At 67.4% G+C, this 24,324-nt stretch carries 22 protein-coding genes and 2 pseudogenes; 10 read left to right on the plus strand and 14 right to left on the minus strand.

The annotated features are described in order from the left end of the window. Positions 1-142: 142 nt before the first annotated feature. Positions 143-1,285 carry a M20 family metallopeptidase gene (locus ACYCO6_RS15010; RefSeq protein ID WP_459772577.1) on the minus strand — a complete coding sequence of 381 codons (1,143 nt, stop codon included), beginning with the start codon at positions 1,283-1,285 and terminating at the stop codon, positions 143-145. Positions 1,286-1,545: 260 nt separating this feature from the next. Further along, positions 1,546-1,830, minus strand: coding sequence for a hypothetical protein (locus ACYCO6_RS15015; protein ID WP_459772578.1), 285 nt, complete (start codon positions 1,828-1,830; stop codon positions 1,546-1,548). 811 nt (positions 1,831-2,641) lie between these two features. Between ACYCO6_RS15015 and ACYCO6_RS15020 the strand changes: the two genes are divergently transcribed. The 3 genes from ACYCO6_RS15020 (at position 2,642) to ACYCO6_RS15030 (ending at position 6,045) form a co-directional block, all read left to right on the plus strand. Next, complete coding sequence (locus ACYCO6_RS15020; RefSeq protein ID WP_459772579.1) at positions 2,642-2,956, plus strand: hypothetical protein; 315 nt, start codon at positions 2,642-2,644, stop codon at positions 2,954-2,956. Continuing rightward, complete coding sequence (locus ACYCO6_RS15025) at positions 2,953-4,464, plus strand: oligosaccharide flippase family protein (protein ID WP_459772580.1); 1,512 nt, start codon at positions 2,953-2,955, stop codon at positions 4,462-4,464. Before ACYCO6_RS15020 ends, ACYCO6_RS15025 begins: the two co-directional genes overlap by 4 nt. Before the next feature lie 516 nt (positions 4,465-4,980). Further along, complete coding sequence (locus tag ACYCO6_RS15030; protein ID WP_459772582.1) at positions 4,981-6,045, plus strand: glycosyltransferase; 1,065 nt, start codon at positions 4,981-4,983, stop codon at positions 6,043-6,045. A gap of 67 nt (positions 6,046-6,112) precedes the next feature. Here the strand turns inward: ACYCO6_RS15030 and ACYCO6_RS15035 are convergent. Next, positions 6,113-6,416: pseudogene (locus tag ACYCO6_RS15035) on the minus strand (hypothetical protein); the annotation flags it as partial. Positions 6,417-6,579: 163 nt separating this feature from the next. Between ACYCO6_RS15035 and ACYCO6_RS15040 the strand changes: the two are divergent. Together ACYCO6_RS15040 and ACYCO6_RS15045 are read left to right on the plus strand one after the other, a co-directional pair. Continuing rightward, the gene (locus ACYCO6_RS15040; protein WP_459772584.1) at positions 6,580-7,614 is read left to right on the plus strand and encodes a glycosyltransferase family 2 protein; all 1,035 of its coding nucleotides are present in this window, start codon (positions 6,580-6,582) and stop codon (positions 7,612-7,614) included. A 949-nt stretch (positions 7,615-8,563) separates the two neighbouring features. Continuing rightward, positions 8,564-9,235 (plus strand): HAD family hydrolase, encoded by a 672-nt coding sequence (locus ACYCO6_RS15045; protein ID WP_459772586.1) that lies wholly within the window; start codon positions 8,564-8,566, stop codon positions 9,233-9,235. A 21-nt stretch (positions 9,236-9,256) separates the two neighbouring features. Here the strand turns inward: ACYCO6_RS15045 and urtE are convergent, their stop codons facing one another. From urtE to urtA, 5 genes are all read right to left on the minus strand, one after another. Beyond that, positions 9,257-9,952 carry an urea ABC transporter ATP-binding subunit UrtE gene (urtE, locus tag ACYCO6_RS15050; RefSeq protein ID WP_459773579.1) on the minus strand — a complete coding sequence of 232 codons (696 nt, stop codon included), beginning with the start codon at positions 9,950-9,952 and terminating at the stop codon, positions 9,257-9,259. Positions 9,953-9,954: 2 nt separating this feature from the next. Next, the gene (gene urtD / locus ACYCO6_RS15055; RefSeq protein ID WP_459772588.1) at positions 9,955-10,758 is read right to left on the minus strand and encodes an urea ABC transporter ATP-binding protein UrtD; all 804 of its coding nucleotides are present in this window, start codon (positions 10,756-10,758) and stop codon (positions 9,955-9,957) included. Beyond that, complete coding sequence (gene urtC, locus ACYCO6_RS15060) at positions 10,755-11,909, minus strand: urea ABC transporter permease subunit UrtC (RefSeq protein ID WP_459772589.1); 1,155 nt, start codon at positions 11,907-11,909, stop codon at positions 10,755-10,757. The genes urtD and urtC overlap by 4 nt, the downstream gene beginning before the upstream one ends. Before the next feature lie 5 nt (positions 11,910-11,914). After that, complete coding sequence (gene urtB, locus ACYCO6_RS15065; RefSeq protein WP_459772591.1) at positions 11,915-13,489, minus strand: urea ABC transporter permease subunit UrtB; 1,575 nt, start codon at positions 13,487-13,489, stop codon at positions 11,915-11,917. Between the two features lie 283 nt (positions 13,490-13,772). Then, positions 13,773-15,014 carry an urea ABC transporter substrate-binding protein gene (gene urtA / locus ACYCO6_RS15070; protein ID WP_459773580.1) on the minus strand — a complete coding sequence of 414 codons (1,242 nt, stop codon included), beginning with the start codon at positions 15,012-15,014 and terminating at the stop codon, positions 13,773-13,775. A gap of 375 nt (positions 15,015-15,389) precedes the next feature. Between urtA and ACYCO6_RS15075 the strand changes: the two genes are divergently transcribed. The 3 genes from ACYCO6_RS15075 (at position 15,390) to ACYCO6_RS15085 (ending at position 17,647) form a co-directional block, all read left to right on the plus strand. After that, a complete protein-coding gene (locus tag ACYCO6_RS15075) occupies positions 15,390-15,623 on the plus strand; it encodes a DUF6894 family protein (protein ID WP_459772592.1) in 234 nt (77 codons plus the stop codon). 358 nt (positions 15,624-15,981) lie between these two features. Continuing rightward, the gene (locus tag ACYCO6_RS15080; RefSeq protein ID WP_459772594.1) at positions 15,982-16,764 is read left to right on the plus strand and encodes a Crp/Fnr family transcriptional regulator; all 783 of its coding nucleotides are present in this window, start codon (positions 15,982-15,984) and stop codon (positions 16,762-16,764) included. 196 nt (positions 16,765-16,960) lie between these two features. Beyond that, positions 16,961-17,647 (plus strand): Crp/Fnr family transcriptional regulator, encoded by a 687-nt coding sequence (locus ACYCO6_RS15085; protein WP_459772595.1) that lies wholly within the window; start codon positions 16,961-16,963, stop codon positions 17,645-17,647. 24 nt (positions 17,648-17,671) lie between these two features. On the opposite strand, the gene ACYCO6_RS15090 is transcribed toward ACYCO6_RS15085, so the two are convergent. Further along, on the minus strand, positions 17,672-18,406 hold the full coding sequence (locus ACYCO6_RS15090) for an HWE histidine kinase domain-containing protein (protein ID WP_459772597.1): 735 nt from the start codon (positions 18,404-18,406) through the stop codon (positions 17,672-17,674). A gap of 57 nt (positions 18,407-18,463) precedes the next feature. After that, complete coding sequence (locus ACYCO6_RS15095) at positions 18,464-19,204, minus strand: Crp/Fnr family transcriptional regulator (RefSeq protein ID WP_459772599.1); 741 nt, start codon at positions 19,202-19,204, stop codon at positions 18,464-18,466. Positions 19,205-19,267: 63 nt separating this feature from the next. On the opposite strand from ACYCO6_RS15095, the pseudogene ACYCO6_RS15100 reads away from it, so the two are divergent. Then, positions 19,268-19,654 (plus strand): annotated as a pseudogene (locus tag ACYCO6_RS15100) (hypothetical protein); the annotation flags it as partial. Between the two features lie 155 nt (positions 19,655-19,809). Here ACYCO6_RS15100 and ACYCO6_RS15105 read toward each other — a convergent pair. From ACYCO6_RS15105 to ACYCO6_RS15115, 3 genes are all read right to left on the minus strand, one after another. Next, a complete protein-coding gene (locus ACYCO6_RS15105) occupies positions 19,810-20,031 on the minus strand; it encodes a hypothetical protein (protein ID WP_459772600.1) in 222 nt (73 codons plus the stop codon). Between the two features lie 71 nt (positions 20,032-20,102). After that, positions 20,103-20,768 carry a hypothetical protein gene (locus ACYCO6_RS15110; protein ID WP_459772602.1) on the minus strand — a complete coding sequence of 222 codons (666 nt, stop codon included), beginning with the start codon at positions 20,766-20,768 and terminating at the stop codon, positions 20,103-20,105. Between the two features lie 106 nt (positions 20,769-20,874). Further along, positions 20,875-21,171 (minus strand): hypothetical protein, encoded by a 297-nt coding sequence (locus ACYCO6_RS15115; RefSeq protein WP_459772604.1) that lies wholly within the window; start codon positions 21,169-21,171, stop codon positions 20,875-20,877. 598 nt (positions 21,172-21,769) lie between these two features. Between ACYCO6_RS15115 and cysE the strand changes: the two genes are divergently transcribed. Further along, on the plus strand, positions 21,770-22,615 hold the full coding sequence (gene cysE / locus ACYCO6_RS15120) for a serine O-acetyltransferase (RefSeq protein ID WP_459773582.1): 846 nt from the start codon (positions 21,770-21,772) through the stop codon (positions 22,613-22,615). Between the two features lie 324 nt (positions 22,616-22,939). Here the strand turns inward: cysE and tnpC are convergent, their stop codons facing one another. Further along, complete coding sequence (gene tnpC, locus ACYCO6_RS15125; protein WP_459772605.1) at positions 22,940-24,220, minus strand: IS66 family transposase; 1,281 nt, start codon at positions 24,218-24,220, stop codon at positions 22,940-22,942. Positions 24,221-24,324 lie beyond the last annotated feature (104 nt).

The following is a 24,324-nucleotide window of genomic DNA, read 5'->3' on the forward strand; positions in this document are numbered from 1 at the left end:
CTCGGCTGCCTTGACCTGGCTCGACGGAGGGATGCGATTGAGGCAGGCAGCACTGCGGTTCTGAGTAGCAACGCCTGTGGAAGCCGCCTGGGAACGACCGTAGCTGGTTCGACCGCACACGGTCGTGACCTGTTTAGCTTCCTCAGGCGCACCATCGGGTTATGATCGAATGGTAGATCCGTTTGGCATCGTTGATCGCCTGGACCTCGCACCACTCATCCGTCTGGTGAGCTTGCCCCGGCTCGCCAGGACCGAGAATGATTGTGGGGCAGTTGCCAAACGCACCCTGCAGCACTGAACCGTCGGTGAAGTACGGCATTCCGATCGGCGGCTCACTTTGGCCCGCTTCAGCCTCGTCCAGCACCTCAGCTGCCATGACCGCGAAAGCATCCGACGGCTCGGTTCCAACGGCCGGCATGTCAGCCAAAGGCGGATCGAACCGCACATCAGACCCGAGGCAATCGCTCAGTGCCGCCAGAACCTCAGCATGGTCCTGGCCCGGTAGGGTTCGCAGGTCAAAGGTGAGGCTGCAGCGATCTGGGATCACGTTCACCGCTTCGCCGCCATGGAGGCTGGTCACCGTCGCAGTAGGCTTGCCTAGGAGTGGATGCGCGGGCACACCGAACTGGAAGGTACGCAGGGCCTCGACGGCGCGGGTCGCCTTGAACACCGCGTTGTCACCAAGATGGGGCATGGAGCCGTGAGCCGTCGCTCCGGAGGTATGAGCCCGTAGATGAAGTGCTCCCTTGTGGGCCAAGGCCAATCGATTGGAGGTCGGCTCAGCGACGACAAGGCCGCTGGCCGTGCCGAGCAGGCCAGCTTCGGCGAGCGCAGCGGCTCCCAAGCATCCCGTTTCCTCGCCGGCTGTCAGAACGAGCACGATGCCACGCCTCAGCGTGGGCTCTCCGCGTGTGGCGTCGATGGCCGCAGCCACGAAGGCGGCCACGCCAGCCTTCATATCCGATGCACCGCGGCCATAGAGCCGGCCGTCGCGAATTTCGCCGAATGGGTTGGTGGACCAGGCGCGACTCCCAAGTGGGACGGTATCGAGATGGCCCGTAAAGACGAGAGGATCCAGCTCCTTGTCGGAGCCCGTCCATCCGGCGACCAGACTGGTCCGCCCCGGCGCGAAGGCCTGACGCGTGATCTGGAAGGCAGCCTGCTCCAACAGCATCGCTAGGTGGGCCGAACAGGCCTCCTCGGTTCCTGGCGGGCTGACACTGTCGAAGCCGATCAGGTCCAGGGCGAGGGCGATTGGATCGGTCATGGTGTGGCAGGTCAACATACGCTCCTCCTCGGATCAAGAGGAGAGCCGGGCCGGGGTGCTGGCTTGGCGAACCAAGGCGTGAGAAGAACGCCGCTTCGGGCTGCAATATCACGATGCGAGCCCCTGCCTTGCCGCGCGGCACGTACAGAGTTTCGTCCTCCGCATCGAAGTGGCGGACCTGACAGGCGGCAAGCTCACCGTAACGCGCCTGTCAGGAGCCCCGCTGTCAGCGGGTCACGGAAACCGGTATCCTCGCAGCCTTCGAGCAGGCGCAGCACCTAGGTGGGCGTGAAGTGCACCGCGCGAGGCCGGCCGACCCACTGGAACGGGCGAACCAGCCGCCAGGCGCTATCGTCCGTCCGACCATTCTTCGGACCACCCACCGCGTGGATGAGCATCGCCTTGACGATGCTGAGCACCCGTTTGGTGGTGTCTTGGCCGCGGCGGTGTTGCTCAGCGCCGCCGCCCGCCCGCACCAAGCCATCGCGCCACGCTTCGAGCTGGCGGCGTGTAAGATCCGCGATCCGGCTTGAGCCAAGGCGTGGCAGGAGGAGCCGTTCCAAGCGCAAACGGGCATCGTAGGCCGTGCGCCAGTTCCAGGCTTGGAGGCTCGCCAGATAGGTTCGAGCGCGACCTCGACGGTGAGTGGCGCCCGCGGCGCTCCCTCTCCTTTCTCACTGCATGCCCAATCCTTCGCGAGTTGCTGCGCCTCACAGAATGTGGGCACGCCCTGACCATCGCTCTCACCGAAGTCGTCGGCCGGCCCGATGCGCTTGGTCCAAGAGCCGCCCTTTCCGTCGGCCACCCGCAGCACCCAAGTTCCGGCGGTCTCGTTACGGTGGTAGCCGGGCGGGATGCGGGCGAAGACGGGTTTTTTAACCACTGGCAGGCGCAGCCGGCTGGTCCTAGTTTCGCGCTTCGGTGCGCGCGCGTCGCCAGCCATAGTGTCCCGTCGACGTGCTTGGATGACCGCACATTGGGTTGGACGAGCCAACACTTGGAAAGGCACGAAAGATGTTACATATCAATCGCTTGCGTGCACAATTTTGGACCAATTTGGACGATTTGCCTCGCGCTTTCACGGCGAAAACACGGGTTCGATTCGCGTAGGACGCGCCAGGGTTGTCAAGCACTTGGCTGCATCGTCCGACAGGCCTTGACTGGCTACCCGTCCGGATCGGACGCGCGCCAAGCTGATCCATATCGGGTGACACGGATCATCTGCGGCGCATCGAAGCGTGTTGTGATCGCGCGAGCGCGAAGCCCTTCATCGGTGCGGCGGGTGGCAAGGGAGCCGTGCGTGGCCGATCGCGCAGCGGGCATGCGTCACGTCGACCGCCTCGTCCCGGCCGGCCGCTCATAACCCATGGCCCCGTGGACGAAATCCCGAACGCTGCCGACGCCGCGAAGGCCGGTGAACTGCTGCGCATGAAGGGCCTGCGTCGTTCACCGAGCCGGATCAATTCAGCCGCCTCACTACAGCAATGGAAACTTGCATTGTCGCGGAAATTCGGGTCCAAGAGCCCGTCCGGGGCTGTCAGCACGGACTTTGCGACGACCTTGCCGGTTCGGCGAGCGGCGCCTCCCGGGTCGCGCATCGGTTGGTTCCGTGACGGCAGCGCCATAGGCGAGAGTGACCCGGCTGGTCCCGACGCTATCGATCTGTCGGCGGAAAAGGCTTCATCATGACTCAGGTCGGCGCGGCGCCTGCCGTCGACAAGCGGCGACGTTTTGCCGTCAATACCGGGGCTTCGTGGGCGGCCAACATCGGCAAGACCCTTGTCCAACTGGTCGTGCTCCCGGTGATGGCGCGCCTGCTCGGGCCGAGCGATTTCGGCCTCTACGCCCTCGCCTTGCCCACCGTCACCTTCGCGCTCGTTCTCGCCGATGGCGGGCTCGGAGCCTCCCTGGCCCGGGAGGACGAATCGCAGACGACTCTTTGGTCGACGGCCTTCTGGTTCCTGCTCGGCCTCTGCAGCCTGATCGCCCTCGCGGTCATCGGCGTGGGCTTCATCCTCGCCTATGTGTCAGGAAAGCCGGAACTCGCAGGGCTCGTCGCCCTGTTGTCGGTCTGCTTGATCATGGTGTCCCTCGCGGCCTTGCCGGGCGCGCGCTTGGCGCGGCGCGCGAACCTGATCTACCACTCCGTCGGCGATCTGGCGGGGGCCTGCCTCGGCGCCATCGTGGGGATCGGCATGGCATTCGCCGGCGCGGGTGCCTGGAGTCTCGCCGGCCAATTCCTCACAGCCTTCGCCGTGCGCGTTACGGTGCTCAATATCGGGGCCTTCGCGCGGCCGGCGCTCGTCTTCGATCTGCGCAGCCTGCGCGGGCATTTCAGCACCGGTGGCGCGCTCGTCACCTGCAACGCGATCGCCCTGTCCGGCCGCTCAGTCGAGAACCTCCTGTTCGGGCACGTGTTCGGGGCGAGTTCGCTCGGCGTCTTCACGCTCGCGCAGCAGATCGTCCGGTTCGTCTGCGAGGCGGCGGCGACCCCCGTCTGGACATCGCTCTACGTCTATGGCCTGCGCGAGTCGCCGGCCGCCACGGCCGCGCTGCATGCCCGGCTGATGCGCCTGCTGTCCGCCCTGGTCTTTCCGGTCGCCTGTCTGCTGGCGGCGGTCGCACCCGGACTCTTCGCGCTCGCCCTGGGTCCGAAATGGGCGGACGCCGCGCCCATGCTGCAGATCCTGGCGCCGTTCTACGCCCTCAGCACGACCGCGGAACTGTGCGGAGCCGTGCTGGTGTCGCAAGGTCGGAACGCCATCCTGATCTGGAATGTGGGCGGCCTGACGCTGGCGCGCGTTCTGCTGATCCAGTTCGGCGGCGGGCTGGGCGAGACCGGCGTGGCATTCGGTCTCGGTATCCTGGCCGTGGCCTACACGCTGTCGCTGTTCGCTGCCCTGAATCTGGCCCTCAAGACCGGGGTCGGATTCCGAAACCTGCTCGGCGAGATCCTGCCGCCGGCGCTCTCGGCTCTGGCTGCCGGCGCCGCCTGCCACGCGCTGACGGTCCGTCTGCCTCAGACGATCCCGAACTTCGTGCTGGCGCTGATCGGGGCCGGGCTCGTCTATCTGGCCTTGCTCGGCCTTCTGCAGGGCCGCAAGTTGATGGGCGACCTTGCCGTCCTGTCCAGGGTCCTGCCGCTCGGTGCGATCTTCCGGCGTTTCAAATCCCCTGCATACGTGTCGGAAAAATGATCCCGGCGCCGTGCCGGGTCGCCTCGCGATCGGGCACGGCCTGGGCCCTTGCAGCGGCGGAGGCGGCTCCGATCGTTCGGCCGGCGAACGGCGGCGGGCCGTGGCAGGTGTGCGGGCGATGCCACGCGTCGGCGACGCTGCCCGCCCGGACACGCGACGGATGCGTGACTCTTACCCACGCCTCCTGCCCACGCCTCCTGCCCGCGACCCTTGCCTATGAGGATCCCTGACGGCGCGCCCGTCCTCGAAGGCCGGTCGCCCGTCCGGCGAACGGGCCAATCGGGGCAGGACAGCCGTCGGAGGGCTCAGTCACGCCGCCCTGCTGAATATGGACCGACCGGAGTTCCTGGCTGGTCCACTCAGCTGAACATTGGTGTATGGAAATCGACGGAGGCGGTATGTTCCTTGAGCGTGCGGTAAGCCAGTCTCGGTTCGCGGTTCGGACGACCACTCGAGAGGATCGAATTTTTGCGAATCATCCACCTCGTGAATCACTGTACGCGCGGGCATGGGAATGTGCATGCCGCCGTCGATCTCGCGTGCCAACAGGCGAAAAACGGAGATCGCGTCGTCTACATGAGCGAGGGCGGTAACTTCGAGCCGCTCCTCGCAGCGGCCGGCGTCGAACATCGATCTCTGAAGCAAAATATCCGGAAGCCTTTACCGGCCGCGGCGGCCCAGGTGAAGCTGATCCGGGAGATACGCGCCTTCAGGCCGGATGTCGTTCATGCACATATGATGTCCGGTGCCGTTCTCGGATATGTCGCAACACGCCTGACCGGGACACCGCTCGTCACCACCATCCACAATTCCTTCGATTCTCACTCGCAACTGATGAAACTGGGCGACCTCGTCGTCGCCGTCAGCCGCGCGGAACGCGAGGCGTTGATCAAGCGCGGGTTCGATCCGAAGCGGACGATCTCCATCGTGAACGCCCCCCTCGGTGGGCACCGCCTTGAGCAGTTCCGCCATGATCGACCCCTCGATCTGCCCCGACCGAGCATCACCACGGTGTGCGGGCTTCACGTCCGCAAAGGTGTGGCCGACCTCGTCAACGCGTTCGGCCAGATCGCGGGCCGGTTTCCGGACGCGCATCTCAACATCGTCGGCGCGGGCCCGGATCGGCCCATGCTCGAAGCGCTGAGCCGGACCCTGCACCTGGCGGAGCGCATCACATTCCACGGCGTGCTGCACAATCCCTTCGTCGTGCTCAGAGCGACGGATATCTTCGTGCTCGCGTCCCATCGCGAGCCCCTGGGGCTGGTCAACCTCGAAGCGCGGGCGGCCGGCTGCGCCGTCATCGGGACGGATGTCGACGGGATTCCCGAAGCCCTCGATTTCGGCAGGGCCGGAATCGTGACGCCGCCCCGTGACCCGGCGGCCCTGGCTGCGGCCCTTGCCGACCTCCTCGGCGATCCTGCCAAGCTGGCGCGCCAGAAGGCGGCCGCGGGCGCAAACCTGACGCCGTTCTCCATCGACCGTTTCTACGAGCAGTACAGGAACGCCTACATCCGTGCTTCCGGAAGCAGAGGCGGGCAATTGAAGACACTCATGGGGTTCTCCCGGGCCCATCGTCCGTAGTCCCGAACGGAGCCGATGGCTTCCGCTTCGGACCCGCTCGGTGCTTGCCAGAAGCTGGTCACCCTCCGGTGCGCGCTGTCGGGCGTCGTGGTGCGAGCGGGCGGTCGAACCGGGTGCGCTCAAGGGCCTGGGACTGGCTTTTCTCGTCCACGGACAGCATCAGCGCTCGGCGGGGCGGATCCATGGAGAGGCCAACGATCCGGGGCTCCCATCGAACAGGTTCGATGGGAGCCGTTCTCCACCTTCTCGGCAACGGCTGGATCGGTGGGGCGCTTCAAGGTGCGCACCCGGTGCGACTGCAGGCGGTGCTCCTGCCAGATGCACCGAACCGAGCGGAGCGAGATGCTGGTCGCCGCAGCGATCATCACACCATGAATCGCCTCAAGCCGTGAGATTTTGGAGTTGTCCTGCCGTTCAGGTTGCAGTAACAATGGCTTACACTCGCGAGATCTAGTACGCAGTATGCTCAATTCACTTGCGCTCAGTTGAGTGGTGGGTGGTATTGTTTGAGGTTTGTTATTTATAGGTCCTGCAATGTTGTCAGATGCAGCAACGAACTCTCTCCCTTCCGTCTCTGTCGTCCTTGGCTCATTCAACGGAGAAAGGTACATTTCGCAGCAAATCGATAGCATAATCAACCAATCTTATCTACCAAAGGAAATAATCGTTACGGATGATTGCTCCACTGACGACACCTTGGTTATTGTCAGAAGTTTTATGAATAAATCAAATGTGCCAATCCGTATTGTGGAGAGGAACAATAATATCGGGTTTGGAAGGAACTTCCTGTCCGGTTCAAGGCTGGCGTCCGCAGATATCATCGCATTTTCTGATCAGGATGATATCTGGCATCCAGATAAGCTTGCCGTGTGTGTAGAAAAACTTTCTGACCCGCTGATTGTTCTGGTGGCTCACTCAGCACAATTGATCGATCAAGATGGCGCCAATATCGGAAGATTTACGCAATACATAAAGAGTGATTATCTTATTGAGCCGCTATCCGGCGATCCGTGGGGCGGCCATTTTGGTTTCTCAATGGTTTTTCGGAAATCATTGCTCGATCTGGTGCCGGCCGACAAATTTGACATAAATCTCAACGGCAAAGCAAATAAAGCCCACGATACATGGGTCAGCATCCTGGCGCGATCGGCCGGCAAGATAGCTTGTATCAGTCGCGACTTGGTGAGCTACCGACAGCACGGTAATAATGTCTATGGCGCGCCGTCGAAACATAATATATCGAAGTGCAGAACAGAAATTGAAGAAAAGGCTCAGCATAGATCGAGATCGGCCGCAGAAATCAGAGACCTAATAGCGAAGGTTAGTTTTGAGAAAACTGATCGGCTCCCATGCTTTGATCGCTCCAAAGCCGTTCAATGGTGGAACGAGGTTCATGACTTGCAGCAAGCACGCATATCGATGTTTGGCTGCAGCAATCGGGTGATGGCGTGCAGCATCTGGGCAAAGACCCTTGTTTGCGGATTGTACTTTGCGCCAAAGGGGATATTTTTCAATATCAAGACGGCTGCAAAAGACATTGCAGCGATCTTTGCTATCAAATGGTCCTAGAAGGGAGTTGGTTTCGCCGCGTTGATTTGGAAAATGGTCTGATGACCTAACGTGCTGGTGAAAGAGGAACCTTCCCCACGCCTTCGGCAATTTCATGTTGCCTGCACAAATGGCTTATCTGTGGCCATGGGGTAACCGCCGCCCACGTGGTTGGAGTAGCCGGGTACCTGCTCCTGTGCGTCGCCCACAACGGGCGTGACGGATCCTTATCCAGCGATCCCGATCCTGCCCTGCGGCTTCGAGGGTGCCACGTAGAGTCTCCGCCTGTCCTGGCTTGGGCACCTTCAGCCGTTCCCTGACCCGGCCTCCCGGCGCGCCGCCCGGGCCAGGGCGATCAGCTCGGCGGCGGTCAGCTCGCCATTCGAGGCAGAGCCCCCGCCTGCGCCGACCAGAAGCAAGGCCGGCGGAACCGTCCGAATGGGAGAGGTCAGTCCGCGCCCTGGCCGGCCGGCAGTCTTTCGATCACTCGCATCCGCCATGAGGCTACCCATGTTGAATGTCGGCGCCGCCGGGCGCCACCAGCCTGCTCGCTGCTGTGATGGCAGCGCGCAGCAGAGCGGGGGCATGTGTGCCCCAACCCTCAACGGGGACCGGTCTGCGGGCGGGGCCTCGGCACGGAGATGGTGACCAGCTCGCCGGTGATCGGATCTAGGATCGTCATGGGCGCTCCTGCAATGCGCCCCTATGGCGGACCCAAATTGTGTTTGAACCTTGGCGGTTCGGGTCTCATACACAGTTTTCGGTACCGGTTGCTCGACATTTTGAGTGATGATTGCTGCATACGCGCTCTGAATACCACTTTCTGAGCGCCCATCGACAGCTTTGGCCGGCCGCCGCCGAATCACCGGTCGGTTCGACGCCGGGACGGGCCATCGCGCAGTCCCCTCCCCCGGGCACACGCCTCCACCCGCTCGGTTGGGCCGAGAAGCAGTGTTCCCGCGGGGGCTTCATGGCGCACCGTCCGAAGGCCGTTGCCTTCGACATCATCGGCACGGTCTTCAGCATGGAGCCGATGCGGTATGCGCTGACCCGGCTCGGGTTGCCGGCGCTGGCCCTCGACTGGCTCTACAGCGCGACCCTGCGGGACAGTTTCGCGCTCGCCGCGACCAACAGCTTCGCGCCGTTCCAGACCGTCCTGGGGGCCTGCCTCGACGAGCTTCTCGCCCTGCAGGGTGTGGAGGCCGGTCCGGATCAGAAGCGGGCCATCCTCGGGATGATGCAGGACCTGCCCGCGCACGACGACGCACGGCCGGCCTTCCGGACCCTGGCCGAGGCCGGGATCCGGATCGTCGCCCTCAGCAACGGCTCCGTGAAGGCCACGCGGGCGCTTCTGGACAAGGCCGATCTGAACGGGTTCGTGGCCGACATCCTGTCCGTGGAGGACATCGCGCTCGCGAAGCCGCGCCCGGAGGTCTACCTCTACGCGGTCCAGGCGAGCGGCGTGGCGCCGTCCGAGATGGCCCTCGTCGCGGCGCATCCCTGGGACGTCCACGGCGCCCTGTGCGCCGACCTTATCGGCGTCTATGTCGCCCGCGGGCGGCCCTATGCCCCGGCGCTGCGGCAGCCCGACATCACCGGCGAGACGCTCCGCGCGGTGGCCGAGCGCCTGGCGGCCCCGTAGAGCCGCCGTCGCCGACCGGCCCTACACCGACATCCACCGGAGCACGTCGGCCTCGACCATCCCGGCCCGGGTGCCGCCCAGCACCACCTGCCCGCGATCCATCACCGCGTAGGAATCGCAGAGGTCGCGGGCCCACTCGAAATACTGCTCGACCAGCACGATCGCCATCTCGCCCTTGGACCGCAGGTAGGTGATCGCCCGGCCGATATCCTTGATGATCGAGGGCTGGATGCCCTCGGTGGGCTCGTCGAGCACCAGGAGCTTGGGCCGCGTCACCAGCGCCCGGGCGATGGCGAGCTGCTGCTGCTGGCCGCCCGAGAGGTCGCCGCCGCGCCGGTGCAGCATGTCCTTGAGCACGGGGAACAGGTCGTAGATCTCCCCGGGAATGTGGCGGTCGCGGCGCTTGAGCGGCGCGAAGCCGGTCTCCAGGTTCTCCTTGACGGTGAGCAGCGGGAAGATCTCGCGGCCCTGGGGCACGAAGGCGATCCCGGCCCGGGCCCGGTCGTAGGGGGCGAGATCCTGGATCGGGCGGCCGTCGAGGCGGATCGCGCCGGAGCGCACCGGCTGCTGGCCGACGATCGCCCGCATCAGCGAGGTCTTGCCGACGCCGTTGCGGCCCAGAACCGTCGTGACCTGCCCGGCCTCGGCCGTCAGCGAGACACCGCGGAGCGCCTGCGCGGCGCCGTAATGGAGGTCGATCCCCTCGACACGCAGCATGGTCATCGTCCCAGATACACCTCGACCACCCGCGGGTCGGCCGAGACCGCGTCGATCGACCCCTCGGCGAGCACCGCGCCCTCGTGCAGGCAGGTGACCCGGCAGCCGAGGTCCCGGACGAAGTGCATGTCGTGCTCGACAACCAGAACGGCGTGCTCGCCCGCGATCCGCCGGAGCAGGCGCGCCGTCTCGGCGGTCTCGGCATCGGTCATGCCGGCCACCGGCTCGTCGACCAGCAGGAGCTTCGGGTCCTGCGCGAGCAGCATGCCGATCTCCAGCCACTGTTTCTGGCCGTGGCTCAGATCGGCCGCCGGGCGCCCCCGGTGGGGCAGCAGGCCGACCGTCTCCAAGAGGGCGTCGATCCGCTCCCGCTCCACCCGGTTACGCCAGCCGAACAGGGACGCGAAGGCGGCGCGCGGGCCTTTCAGGGCGAGCAGGATGTTGTCGGCCACCGTGTGGCTCTCGAACACGGTGGGCTTCTGGAACTTGCGGCCGATGCCGAGGTCGGCGATCGCCGGCTCGTCGCTTTTCAGCAGGTCGTGCGTGCCGTCGAACAGGGCGATGCCGCTGTCCGGCCGGGTCTTGCCGGTGATGCAGTCCATCATGGTGGTCTTGCCGGCGCCGTTCGGGCCGATGATCGCCCGCAGCTCGCCGCGGCCGAGCGTCAGCGACAGCCCGCGCAGGGCCTTGTAGCCGTCGAAGGTCACCCGCAGATCATCGAGGTAGAGGAGCGCGCCCGTCTGCCGCTTCTGGTTGGCGGGACCCCGGGCGGTCGCCTCCGGGCGTTCGAGGAGGTCGGTGCTCACGCGCCCTGCCCTTCTTCCGCGAGTTTCGGGGTGATGGCCGGCTCCGGCGGCAGCGTGGCGGCGGCCCGCCGGGAGCCGAGGCGCTCGATGGCGGTGCCGACCAGGCCCCGCGGCAGGAACAGCGTCACCACCACGAACAGAGCCCCCAGCGCGAACAGCCACGCGTCGGGCATCACACCGGTGAGCACGGTCTTGGCGTAGTTGACCAGCACGGCACCCAGCGCCGCGCCGACCAGCGTGCCGCGGCCGCCCACCGCCACCCAGATCACCGTCTCGATGGAATTGCCGGGGGCGAACTCGCCCGGGTTGATGATGCCGACCTGCGGCACGTAGAGGGCGCCGGCGACGCCGGCCATCATCGCCGAGACCGTGAAGGCCAGCGTCTTGAAGTGCTCCGGCCGGTAGCCGAGGAAGCGGGTGCGGCTCTCGGCGTCGCGCACGGCGATTAGGATCTTGCCGTAGGCCGACACCGTCATGACGCGGGCGATGAGGTAGCCGAGCGCCAGCGCGACCCCGGTGGCGACGAACAGGGCGACCCGGAAGCCCTGCCCCTGGACCGGGAAGCCCAGCAGGTCCTTGAAGTCGGTGAGCCCGTTATTGCCACCGAGCCCCATGTCGTTGCGGAAGAAGGCGAGCATCAGCGCGTAGGTCAGCGCCTGGGTGATGATCGACAGGTACACGCCCGTGACCCGCGACCGGAAGGCGAGCCAGCCGAACACGAAAGCCAAGAGCCCCGGCACGAGCAGCACCATGAGCGCCGCGAAAGCGAAGTGGTCGAAGCCGTACCAGTACCAGGGCAGCGCCTTGTAGTTCAGGAACACCATGAAGTCGGGCAGGACCGGGTTGCCGTAGACGCCCCGCGGCCCGATCTGGCGCATCAGGTACATGCCCATCGCGTAGCCGCCGAGCGCGAAGAATGCCCCGTGGCCGAGCGAGAGGATGCCGCAATAGCCCCAGACGAGGTCGAGGCTGACCGCGAGCAGCGCGTAGGCGAGGTACTTGCCGAACAGCGAGACGAGGTAGGTGGGCAGGTGCAGACCGGAGCCTTCCGGCACCGCGAGGTTCAGCACTGGCACGGCGAGGCAGATGGCTGCCAGGACCGCGAGGAAGATCCAGCCCTTCAGGTCGATCAGGCGTGTGCGGGGGGACATGAGGCTCACGATTCCACCGCCCGGCCCTTGAGCGCGAACAGGCCGCGCGGGCGCTTCTGGATGAACAGGATGATGAAAATCAGGAGGCCGATCTTAGCGAGTACCGCGCCGATGTGGGGCTCGGCGAGCTTGTTCACGACGCCGAGCGTCAGCGCCGCCACCAGCGTCCCCCACAGGTTGCCGACGCCGCCGAACACCACCACCAGGAACGAGTCGATGATGTAGCCCTGGCCGAGGTTCGGCGAGACGTTGTCGATCTGCGACAGCGCCACCCCGGCCATCCCGGCGATGCCGGAGCCGAGCCCGAAGGTCAGGGCGTCGACGTAGGGCGTGCGGATGCCCATGGCGGCGGCCATGCGGCGGTTCTGGGTGACCGCCCGGGTCTTCAGGCCGAAGGACGTCTTCCGCAGGACGAAGAGCAGCCCGAGGAACACCGCCATCGCGAACACGATGATCCACAGCCGGCCCCAGGTGATCGACAGGCCGTAGACATCGACGGCGCCGCTCATGAAGGCGGGAGCTCCGACCTCGCGGTTGGTCGGGCCGAAGATCGAGCGCACGCCCTGTTGAAGCGCGAGGCTGACCCCGAAGGTGGCGAGCAGCGTCTCCAGCGGGCGCCCGTACAGGAAGCGGATGATGAACCGCTCGATCAGTACGCCGACGAGGCCGGCGACCAGGAACGCGCAGGGAATGCTGATGGCGAGCGACCAGCCGAACAGAACCGGCGCCTTGGTGCGGATCAGCTCCTGCACGAGGTAGGTCGTGTAGGCGCCGAGCATCACCATCTCGCCGTGCGCCATGTTGATCACGCCCATCACCCCGAAGGTGATGGCGAGCCCGATGGCGGCGAGCAGCAGGACCGAGGCCAGCGAGATGCCGTACCAGACGTTCTGAAGGGCGCCGAGGATCGCGAGCCGCGTCTCGATCGCCGCGATGCCGCGGGCGGCCGCCGCCCGCGCCGCCTCGCTCGGATCCGCCGCGAGACCGCGCAGGATGCCCATCGCGTCGCCATCGCCCCGGGTCTGGATGGCGGAAATTGCGGCAAGCCGGTCGGCGTCCGGCGTCCCGGGCTTCCCGAGCAGTACGGCGGCGCGCGCCTCGATCAGCGACTGCCGCACGCCCGCGTTGGTCTCGCGCCCGAGGGCCGCGTCGAGGGCCGGCAGCGCGGCCGCGTCCCGGGCCTTGAACACCGCGTCGGCGGCGGCGCGGCGCTTGGCCGGGTCGGGGCTAGCGAGGTCGAGCTGCCCGCGGGCGGCCTCGACCGCCCGGCGGACCCGGTTGTTGGCCCGGACGGGCTTGAGGTCGGGGCTGTCGGCGACGGCTGCGCCGGTCCGGGCGTCGACCACCGTGCCGCCCTGCCGGATCAGCAGGGCCTTGTCGGCGGGGCGCACGAGCAGCCGTCCGTCCGACAGGGCCGAGAGGATCGCGTCGGCGCGCGGGTCGCCGCTCGCCGCGAGGCCGGAGACGCCGGCCTCGATCTCGGCGTAGCCGTCGCCGGCGAGCTGACCGTAGGAGTCGGGCGCCTGGGCCAGCGCGGGGGCGGCCAGCAGCAGGACGAGGAGGGTAAGGAGACGGAGCATCGAGATTTTTCGTTGCGCTCAGGAAGCGGGACGGCGACGACGCGCGGAGGACCTGGGTCCTTGACGGGCAGCGGTGATCCGTACGGATGGGTCGATGCTGGGCCCGACAGGCCCCCTCTCCCGTGCGGGAGAGGGTTGGGCTGAGGGGGCGACCTCTCCGGAGAGATTTGGCCCTCTCCCTCTCCCGCATGAGAGAGGGAACCCGCGTTTTACCGCGATCCGAAGGTGCCGAACCGGATCGCAGGTCCGGCACCTCGGTTCCGCGGAGGAGCGGGAGCGCGCCTCAGGCGCCGCCGCAGGTCTTGGTCTTGGTGTTGTAGTTGCCGCAGTTGAGCTTCACCCAGTCGGCCTCGAGGTCCCTCGAGCCCTCGAGCTGCTTCGACCACGCCTCGCCGGGGATCAGCCCCTCGGTCTTCCACACCACGTCGAACTGGCCGTTCGGCTCGATCTCGCCGATGAGGACCGGCTTGGTGATGTGGTGGTTGGGCAGCATCTTGGCGGTGCCGCCGGTGAGGTTCTTCTGCTCGATACCGGGGAGCGCGGCGATCACCTTGTCGGGCTCGGTGGTGCCGGCCTTCTCGACGGCCTTCACCCACATGTTGAAGCCGATGTAGTGCGCCTCCATCGGATCGTTGGTCACCGCCTTGGCGTTCTTCTTGAACGCCTGCCACTTCTTGATGAACGCCTCGTTCTCCGGCGTCTTGATCGACTCGAAGTAGTTCCAGGCGGCCAAGTGCCCGACGAGCGGCTTGGCGTCGATGCCGGCGAGCTCCTCTTCGCCCACCGAGAAGGCGACGACCGGGATGTCGGTGGCCTTGATGCCCTGGTTGCCGAGCTCCTTGTAGAACGGCACGTTGGCGTCGCCGTTGATGGTGGAGACCACGGCGGTCTTCTTGCCGGCCGAGCCGAAGGCCTTGATCTTCGACACCTCCGTCTGCCAGTCGGAAAAGCCGAATGGGGTGTAGTTGATCAGGATGTCCTCGTCCTTGACGCCCTTCGACTTGAGATAGGCTTCGAGGATCTTGTTGGTGGTGCGCGGATAGACGTAGTCGGTCCCCTCCAGCACCCAGCGCTTGGCGCCGCCGCCATCCTCGGACATCAGGTAGTCCACCGCCGGGATCGCCTGCTGGTTCGGGGCGGCGCCGGTGTAGAACACGTTGCGTTCGCTCTCCTCGCCCTCGTACTGGACGGGGTAGAACAGGATGTTGTCGAGCTCCTTGAACACCGGCAGCACCGACTTGCGCGACACGCTGGTCCAGCAGCCGAACACGGCCGCGACCTTGTCCTTGCTGATGAGCTCGCGGGCTTTCTCGGCGAAGAGCGGCCAGTTCGAGGCCGGATCGACCACCACCGGCTCCAGCTTCTTGCCGAGCACGCCGCCCTTGGCGTTCTGCTCGGCGATGAGCATCAGCATCGCGTCCTTGAGGGTGGTCTCGGAGATCGCCATCGTGCCCGACAGCGAGTGCAGGATGCCGACCTTGATGGTCTCCTGCGCCCGGGCGGCCCCCGCCCCCAGAGTGCTCATCGCCAGCCCGGCGGCCAGAGCGGCGGCCGAGGCCCAGGTTCTAAATGCTGTCACGGCGGTGCCCTTCGTCGTCTTCGTTCAGACGGTCCGAGGCTTCGCAAATCGTGTGCCAAAATTTTAGGCAGTCACCGCCGGGCGATCCCATCTTGCGGTTCGGTCCTGCGAGAAGGACCGGCCTGCCGCCCCTTTTTTCGGTGACGGCGACCGTGCCGGTGTCACAGGCGCGCCGGCGAGCGCGGCGCCCCGGGTGCAGGTCTGCCGTGTTGATCATGCGTGCGGCGTTGCCACTTACCCCAGTCCGCGGCGGGAATTGTGGGCGAGAGGGGGAATCGTCATCCCGGTGCGGGCCGCGGGGACGTGCGGCGACGGTGCCGGGTGCGGCAGGATGCGATGGTTGAGCGCTACTATTTCCGCTTGGTCGGGGACGGCGAGACGATCGAGGACGAGACCGGGGTCCTGGCCGGGTCGATCGCGCAGGCGGAAGCGGAAGCCGTGACGCTGATTGCGGAGTTCCGTGACAACGGCGAGCTGCCGGATGCCGCGGAACGCTGGCGCATGGAGATCCATGACGAAAACGGCGTCGTGCTGCGCGTGTTTCAGCTTTACTGACAGCCCGGTCGAGGGGCCGCGATCCGACCGAGGATCCGCCTGACATGCACGCGGAGTGCGACCGTGCCGGACGCAGGTTCGAGTGTCTGAGCCGCGGTGGCAGTCACGGGAATCGCCCCTCCCTCACGGCTGATCGCAGCGTGTGCCGCGGATTTCCGTCACCTTGGACCCAATTCGGCCCCGCTGAATACCGCATTCGGGTGTTGACGTGTCCGATTATCGGTTGTTCTCCGAAGCGTGGCAGTCGGAAATCGAAGGCGGAGCGGTGCGGTAAGTTGCTGATCTTCGGGAGTAAAGCTACTCTGCCACGCGTTTACGGTCGCGCCGGGCTTGACGTGGCGCGATCCTTTCGGGAGCCGTGTTGAACCCCTTCCTTCGCAAGCTGTCGCTCCGCGCAGATTTGGACGATGACGATCTTGACGCGTTGGCGGCCGCAACCGGCGATGTTGCGCGCGTGGAGGCGGGGCGGGATCTGGTCTCCGAGGGGGAGCGCCAGGACGCGGCCGCCGTCATCCTCGACGGGTATGCCTGCCGCTACAGGCTCGTGCCCGACGGCGGACGATCGATCATCGCCTACCTCGTTCCGGGAGACGGCTGTGACCTGCACGCATCCCTGCTCGATCGCGCGATCCACTCCGTCGCGACGCTGACGCCCTGCACGGTCGCCGCCGTGCCCTACCGGACGATCAAGGCCCTCGCGGCCGTCCGGCCGAACATCTATCGCGCCCTGTGGTGGTCGGTCCTGGCCGACGAGGCGGTTCTGCAGGAATGGCTGGTCGGGGTGGGGCGCCGGTCCGCCGACAAGCAGGTGGCGCACATCATCTGCGAACTCGTTACGCGCCTGCAGGCCATCGGGATCGGCACCGAGCCCGGCTACCGCCTGCCCCTCGCGCAGGCGGAGCTCGCCGACACGGCGGGGCTCTCGAACGTCCACCTGTCCCGGGTTCTCTCGGATCTCCGCAAGGCCGGATTGATCGAGAGTGGGCGCAAGAGCGTGCGCGTGCCGGATCTCAGGCGCCTGCAGGATTTCGCGGGGTTCAGTCCCGAATACCTGCTCCTGTCCGGCTCGGGTAAGGCCAAGGACGCTCTGGGCGCGCTGCCCGCGATGACGCGGCGGGTGCGTGCGGCGCCGGGGCCGTGACCGACCGCGATCCCGGCCGCCCCGAATCCTGCCTCACCGCAGCAACGACTTGGGGCGGCGTGACTTGGAACGCCAAAACTAATCTATTCCATACTGCTGTGCGGCTCAGCGTGCGAGAATGAAGATCATCCGCCGGGATCTTCGGGCGCGGGTGACTGGGAGATCCCTTGTGCTCCTGCCCGACCCGGAGCAGCCCATGGTTCAGCCGCAGCAAGCCGCCCTCCGCAACCGCCTGCTCGCCGCCCTGGCGCCGGAGGATTTCGGCCGTATCGCTCCCGCCCTGGAGCCGGTGCCGCTCCCGCTGCACGACGTCCTGATCGCACCCCAGCAGCCGATCACGCATGCTCATTTCATCGAGGAGGGGCTCGTCTCGCTCGTGGCGGATACCCGCGAGGGGCGCATCGAGGTCGGGCTCACGGGACGCGAGGGGTTCGTCGGCGTGCCGCTCGCGCTCGGTGCGGACACCACGCCCCATACCGCGATCGTGCAGGCCGGCGGCGAGGCGCTGCGCATCACGGCGGGCGTCCTGCGGGAGGCCCTCGACGCGAGCGCCGGCCTGCGCAGGGTGCTGGGCCGCTACGTGCAGAGCCTGATCGTGCAGGTGGGACAGACAGTCTACGCCAATGCCGACCTCCCGGTCGAGGCGCGGCTCGCCCGTTGGATCCTCATGACCCATGACCGCCTGGAGCAGGACGAGCTTCAACTGACGCACGAGGTGCTCTCGAAGATGCTCGGCGTACGCCGTCCCACCGTGACGACGGCGACCCACATGCTCGAAGGCGCCGGCATGATCCGGGCGCGGCGCGGGCGCATCACCGTCGTCGACCGCGAGAAGCTGGAGGATCTGGCGGGGGCCGTCTACGATGCCGCGGAGGCCTGCTAGCGCATCGCGCCCGCGCCGCGATCCTCAGCAGCCCTCGCCGTCCCAGCGTTCGGCCGCAGATTCCTCGGCCACGGGGCTTCCGATGCGGGCGGTGAGCGGCAGGCGGATGGTGCAGCGCAGCCCGTCCGGCGCGAAGCTTCGGGAGGCCTGTGCGCCGAGATCGTAGGACAGCATGTCCTCCAGCACGTCCGTGCCGAAACCGCGCTTGGCCGGTTCCCGCACCCCGCTGCCGCCGGTCTCGACCCAGTCGAGCGTCAGGACCGGGGGGGGCATTCCTGCGCCGTCCCGGGCGGTGTCCACCTGCCACGTCGCGCTGATCCGACCCTGCGGAAGCGCCAGGGAGCCGTGCTCAATCGCGTTGCTCGTCAGCTCGTGGAGCGCCAGCGCCAGGACCAGGGCGGCCTTGGGCCGGAGCCGCACCCGCGGGCCGCCGATCGTGGCCTGCTCGCCCTCGCGCACGAGGTGGAACATCAGCTCGTCCGAGATGAGGGAGTGCAGATCCGCCCCGCCGAACGCGTCGGTGGCCGCCTGAACCCGCATGACGGCTCCGAAACGGCCGTCGAGATGCGCCACGTAGGTCTCGACATCCGCGACGCCCTCGGCGGACCGGTGCATGATCGTGCGCACCATCGCCATCGTGTTGCGCATGCCGTGCCGCAGGCTGTCGGGCATGCCCGCCTCGTCGAGCAGCCGGCGCAGGCGCGCATTGTCGGCCTCCAGGGCGGTGAGTCGCTCCGCCAGATCGCGAGGGTCTGTCATGCCGGGTCTCTCCGGATGTCGTCTCTGCTGGCCCAATCGCTCCGGGGGGCGCGCGGTTCAAGCGCGCTGCGCAACGGCACGGCCGGCCCCCACCGTGAGATGGAGGTAAGTGGGATCGAACAACGCGAGGCGGGCCAGGGCCGCCGGATCGTGGATGGTCAGGCGCCGGCCGCGCAGGGTGATCAGACCCAGGCCGCGCAGTTCCTGCAGCGTGCGATTGATGTGCACGCTGGTCTGGCCCATCGCGTCGCCGAGATCGTTCTGGGTGACCGGCATGGGGCAGGAATCCCCGTCCGCGAGGCCGATCGCCGCCAGCCGCGTATGCAGCTCGCAGAACAGGTGGGCGAGGCGCTCGATGCCGGTGCGGCAGCCGAGACTGACCGTCCATTCCCGCTGGATGGCCGCCGCGGCCAGCGCCTCGCGGTGGAAGGCCAGATCGAGCCGCGGGCTGCGGGCCGTCATCGACTGGATCGCGGTGCCGGAGACTTGGCCCAGGAGAACCGGCGTGATCGCCCCGATCGCGTGGTCCATCTCGTCGAGGAGGAAGGCATGCGGGTTGCACGCATCGCCCGGCAGGAGGAGCCCGACGATCTGGCGGCGCCCGTCGGCGAATTGCCGGTAGCGGCAGGCCCAGCCCTCGAGCACGACGTTGACCGCACGGGGATCGTCCCCCTCGTGGATGATGTCGGTGCGCGCCGCCACCAAGCGGCCAGGGCTGACGGCGTCGGCCAAGCACAGCCGGTCCGCCTCCGAGAGGCCGACATAGCATTCTAGCTTGCGCACGAGCGGATTGGGCATGGCTGCTCCTCCACGACGTCGTGGGAAGCCGAACCTACATAGAGATGTATCAAATGAATACTTATGCAGATTAGTTTCCGGTATCGGGGAGCTCATCGGAGATTTTTGAGGCGCGGCCGTGACCCGGTCCGGCGGCGAATCCCGGCTTCGCGGCCCAAGGGAGGCCGACGACCAGACCCTGCAGCCTGCGCTGCGTCACGTCCGATCGGGCCGGCACGAGAAGCTCCTCCCCGGCCTGCTCCCCGCGCCGGCCCTTCCCCACCCCGCGCGACTGCGCCGGCCGAGGGGGCTGGCGACGCCAAGAGCCGCAAGCAGGCCGCGGCGGCGGACCGATCGGGCGCCGGTCCGGCCCTCCTGCAGGTCGTGGCGCTGGAGGTCGTCCATGGCGGGGCGGCGCACGCGCTGCACGGCATCGATCTCACGGTCCAGGCCGGGGAGATCGTCGCCCTGGTGGGTGACACCGGTGCCGGCAAGACCACCCCGCTGCGGGCGCGGGACGACGTGAAGAGCCCGCCTCCCGGCCTTGCCGAAAGCCCGGGTCCCGCTCTCGGCGCAGCCCGCGCGCACGCGCGCCGGCCTGACGGCCGCGCTGGCGCGCGGCACCGTCAGGATTCGCGGTCGGCGCGGCGCAGGGACCACAGCAGGGTCCCGTTCGCGTCCACCAGCCAGAGGGCGTTCACCGCATCGTCGTCGATCGTGAGCGAGCGGCTGTTGGCCAGCCGCACCGCCTCCTTGGCGTCGACGGCCGTAAGCACCTCGTCGACGATCGGCGTGCCGATCTCCCCGTCCTCTCCGCGGGCCGCCCCGCGCAGGCGATAATCCGGCATCCGTTCCCCCATGATCCCGACCGACCGTCCGAAGATAGGCACCTGCGTGGCGTGTCGAGGGGGAGCGACGCCTACGGCCCGGCGCTGTTCGCGTTCGCTTGGCGCGGCTCTGCGCGTATCGCGGCGGCCTCGCGGATCGGCACGCGGGAGGTCCGGGACCCGGACGCCCCGGGTTCCGGAGCGCGGGCTGGATCGAGGAAGCGGTCCGGCTCGACGATCTCGGTCACGATACCGGCCGCGCGCAGCTCCGCCGCGTCGGGAATCCAGATGCCGGCCGGGGGCACCGCCAGGGCCCGCGCCACGAAGGCCCGCGGCAGGCCGGCGGCGCGATAGGCCGCCCGCTCCGGCGCGGAATTCACCGGGCGCATGCGGCCGTGCGCCCCGATCTCGTAGGGGGCGTGGAAGCCGAGCCGGCTGCCGGCTGCGAGATGGCGCGCCCGTCCGCGGACGCCGGCGCTGGTGAGGCGGATGCGCTCGACCTGCGGGTGCGCGGCGAGGATCTCGGCGACCCGGGCCGCCACGCCCGCGGTGAGGTCACCCGCGAGGTGCAGGTCGCGGCCACCCGGCCCGACCGTCACCCGGGCGGGGACGTCCGGCCCGTCCGCGGCGGCAGAGGCGGTCCGGTGCTTCGGCAGGGGGGCGGCGCCCGCCGGGCAGGCGGCGACCCCGAGCGCCAGGGCGAGGGCGGCCGCGGCCGTCCCCGTCCGGCGCCCTCCTCCAAGGGTGACGTCGGCCATGTCGGATCCTTATGGGGCGGAGGCGCGACGCTGCGGCGGAAGCCCGCGTGGGGTCGCCCTGCGCACGGTCGCGGTCGGGGATGCCGGCAGGGCCGGCCGCAGCGACCTACTGGAGGTAGGCGACGAACATCTCGGATACGGCCCGGGACGCGTAGGCCTCGGGACTCTCGCCCCAGCGGACCGGGAAGGCCTCGGCCACCCGTCGGCCGGCGAGGATCCGGGCCACCTCGTCGGGCATCAGGCCGTCATCGAGGGCGCTCGCGAGGGCCGCCCGCTCGTGGGACGGATAGACCCGGATACTCCGGGACAGGGGATTGCCGACCGCCGTGGCGGGATCGGGGAGCGCGGCCGGTGCGGCGCTCAGGTCTGCAGGCGTGTCGTGGGGGGTGTCATAGATCAGCATCGCTGGTCGCCTTCCATGTATGATGTCGTGCGCTCTCCTCGTCTCGGACGCGGCAACACGGCAGACATTGCGAAGTCGTCAGAGCAATCCGATCCATGCTGGCGATCACGGTACCCTCCATCAGCCTAGCCTCGACTGTCTCGGCGGCGGTGCCAATCTAGGCGCCAAGGGCGAGAATGTGCTGCCAAATTGACCTGGTCTTGAAGCTCAGGTTGTTCGTCAAACGTGCATCCCGGAGCAGAAGGTGAGACCCGGCGCCCGCACTCCCGGGCCGGAACCGAGGCCGGCCAGCGGACCGACGGCGTCCGCGCGGGGCGACGGCGCCCCGCAGGCAGGCTTGCAAAACTCTGTCGGATTCGAGAATATCATTACGATTCAATGGTTTAACGAAAAAATGCTCTCGATCGCCCCGCATGTGACCGAAACCTTCTCTGCCGGTCTGGGGCATCCGGAAGAGCCTTCCCACGGATCGGGCCCGATTCTGTCCCGGTCGGGTCCGCGACAGGATCGGGCCGCGGCGACCTGCCGATCCGGGGAGTTCGACACCATGGCCTTCCAGCCCGTGCAGTGACGGCGCGCCCGCGTGCAACACCTTGCCATGAGCGCGCTGGCGCCGACGCAGCCGCCCCTGCGCACCACGAGCCGCGGCACCGCGGAGGCCGAGGTCTGGGCGGCCCTGCGCGCAGAGGCCGAGGCGGCGCTGGTCGAGGAGCCGCTCTATGCCGGGATCATCCAGGCGACGATTCTCGACCAGCGCTCCCTGGCGCAGGCCTTCGCCTACCGCCTCGCTCACCGCCTCGGGGACGGCGACCTCGCCCGGCTGTCGATGCGCGATCTGTGCCTCTCGGCCTTCGAGGCGGACCCGCAGGCCGGCGCCCACGCGGTGCGCGACCTCGTGGCCATCCGCGAGCGCGACCCGACCTGCCGCCGCTACCTCGACCCGTTCCTGTTCTACAAGGGGCTGGCGGCGCTGGAGGCCTACCGGATCGGCCACTGGCTCTGGCACCAGGGCCGGGCCACCCTGGCGCTGCATGTCCAGAGCCGCATCTCCGAGGTGTTCGGCTGTGACATCCACCCGGCCGCCCGGATCGGCTCGGGGGTGTTCATCGACCACGCCACCGGGGTGGTGGTCGGCGAGACGACGGTGATCGCCGACGACGTGTCGATCCTCCAGTCGGTGACGCTCGGCGGCAACGGCAAGGAGAGCGGCGATCGGCATCCCAAGATCGAGCGCGGGGTGCTGCTCAGCGTCGGCGCCAAGGTGCTGGGCAACATCCGGGTCGGCGCGGGCGCCAAGGTCGCGGCCGCCGCGGTGGTCCTGCAGGACGTGCCGCCCCACACGACCGTAGCGGGCGTGCCCGCGCGGGTCGTCTCGCGCCTGCCCGCCGGCGAGGAACCGGCGCTCAGCATGGATCAGTCCTTCGTCTACGGGGATGGCATCTGAGACTGGCGGAAAATTTCCTCCCTTGAAACAAAGTCGTCCGGCTGCTGCTGCGCATGCGAGGTTCGTAAAATTAAATTCTCTGTCTTTGGCTTTGTCGGTATGTCTATCCTATGCGTCATGCATACCAGGGGTTTTGCTTCCGCAATCTGTGAAAAAATGAGAAAACCGTTTGGTTGACCCTCGGCCGAATCAGAGTTTATCCAGATCACGGCAGAGAGAGGTCGCGATAAGCGCTTCAGTTCAACAGGTAAGAATTGACCGGATTGCGGGATATACGTGTCACGAATCCGGAAAAGTAATTACCCAGGCCTGTGATGGCTGGGCTCAGGCGCCGACGGTTTTGAGGATGGCGCCGAAGGGACTGCTGCCTGTGAGGCGCGCGGTGTCGACGACGGTGCGAATGGCGGCCTCGCCCTCGGCCGCCCACATGGCCCGGTAGCCGTTGGTGACCTTCCGCTGCACGACAGCCGGACGCAGCAGCCGCTCGGAGCCGTTGTTCGTCGGCTCGACCTTTCCGGGATAGGCGAGGAAGACCAGGAGCTGATCGCGGGCGCGGCTGATCTTGGCCTGTAGGTCGCGGCTCAGATCACGGCGGCTCGACGTGGCGAGGATGGCACCCAGTTGCCGATCCAGGCTGCGGCGCTTGGCCGAGAGCGTCGCGGCGGCCAAGTCGGTGACGCGCCCGGCCAGGGCGAACACGCGCTGCAGCCAGAGTTGCAGACGCCAGGGCACGGGATCGTCGCTGGCCTCGACGACATAGGCGACGTCGCGTGCCAGATGCGCCAGGCAGGTCTGGTGCTCATCCGCATGGCCTTGCTGGGCGGTGTAGCGGTCGGAGATCCACACCGCGGGCCGATGCCCGTCCATCATCTCGTGCACCACGACAGCGCCGCGCGTCGGCGAGGCCGCGTGCACCACGGCTTGCGCCGAGTGGAACAGCCAGTGGTAAGCGTTCGAGCCCTCGATCCGCACGCCGGTCTCGTCGCAGGCGACAACCTCGGCCTTGCGCAGGGCGGCGATGGCAGTGTCACGACCGGCACGGAAGCGGCCTTGCGCGCGGCGGAGCAGGTTCATCAGACCGCCCTGGCTCAGCGTCAGACCGAACAGGTCGGAGAGCGCCGCCTGCAGCCGTTCGTAGGAGAGCGCCTGGAAGGTCTTCAGGTACGTCGCCACCGCGTGCAGCCGCGGACCGAACGGGGTGCCGCGCGCCGCCTCCGGCACCGGTGCGACGACCCGCTCTCCGCAGCTCGGACAACAAACGGCGAGGCGCTGGTGCTGCGTCACGATCGGCGCCACCGCGGGCAGCTCGATTTGCTCAGAGACGCTGACGATCTCTGCCGGAAGAGCGGCATGCAGGCTGCCGCCGCAGCGCGTGCAAGCCTCGGGACGATGCTCGACGAGCGTATCGGGATCGTCGCTCAACGCCCGGCTGTGACCCTCGTGACCGGGCTTGGCGCCGCCGGGCTTGGACTGCGCGCGCTGCTCCTTGCGATCGGTCGCGGGCGGCTTGGACGAGGTGCGCGAGGTCTTCTCTGGCCGCTGCAGCCGCAGCACCAACTCGATCAGCTCCTCGCGGCTCAGCCGTTCCAGTTCGCTGCGGCCCATCTCACGAGAGAATCAGCGAAATTGGCTCCCGGCAAGAGGCAAGCTCGTCCCGGCAAGCGGCGCAGCCGCGGGCGTTCAACCGCCGACCAATCCACCCCGTGGGT

It is taken from the genome of Methylobacterium sp. CM6257 (assembly GCF_054611515.1).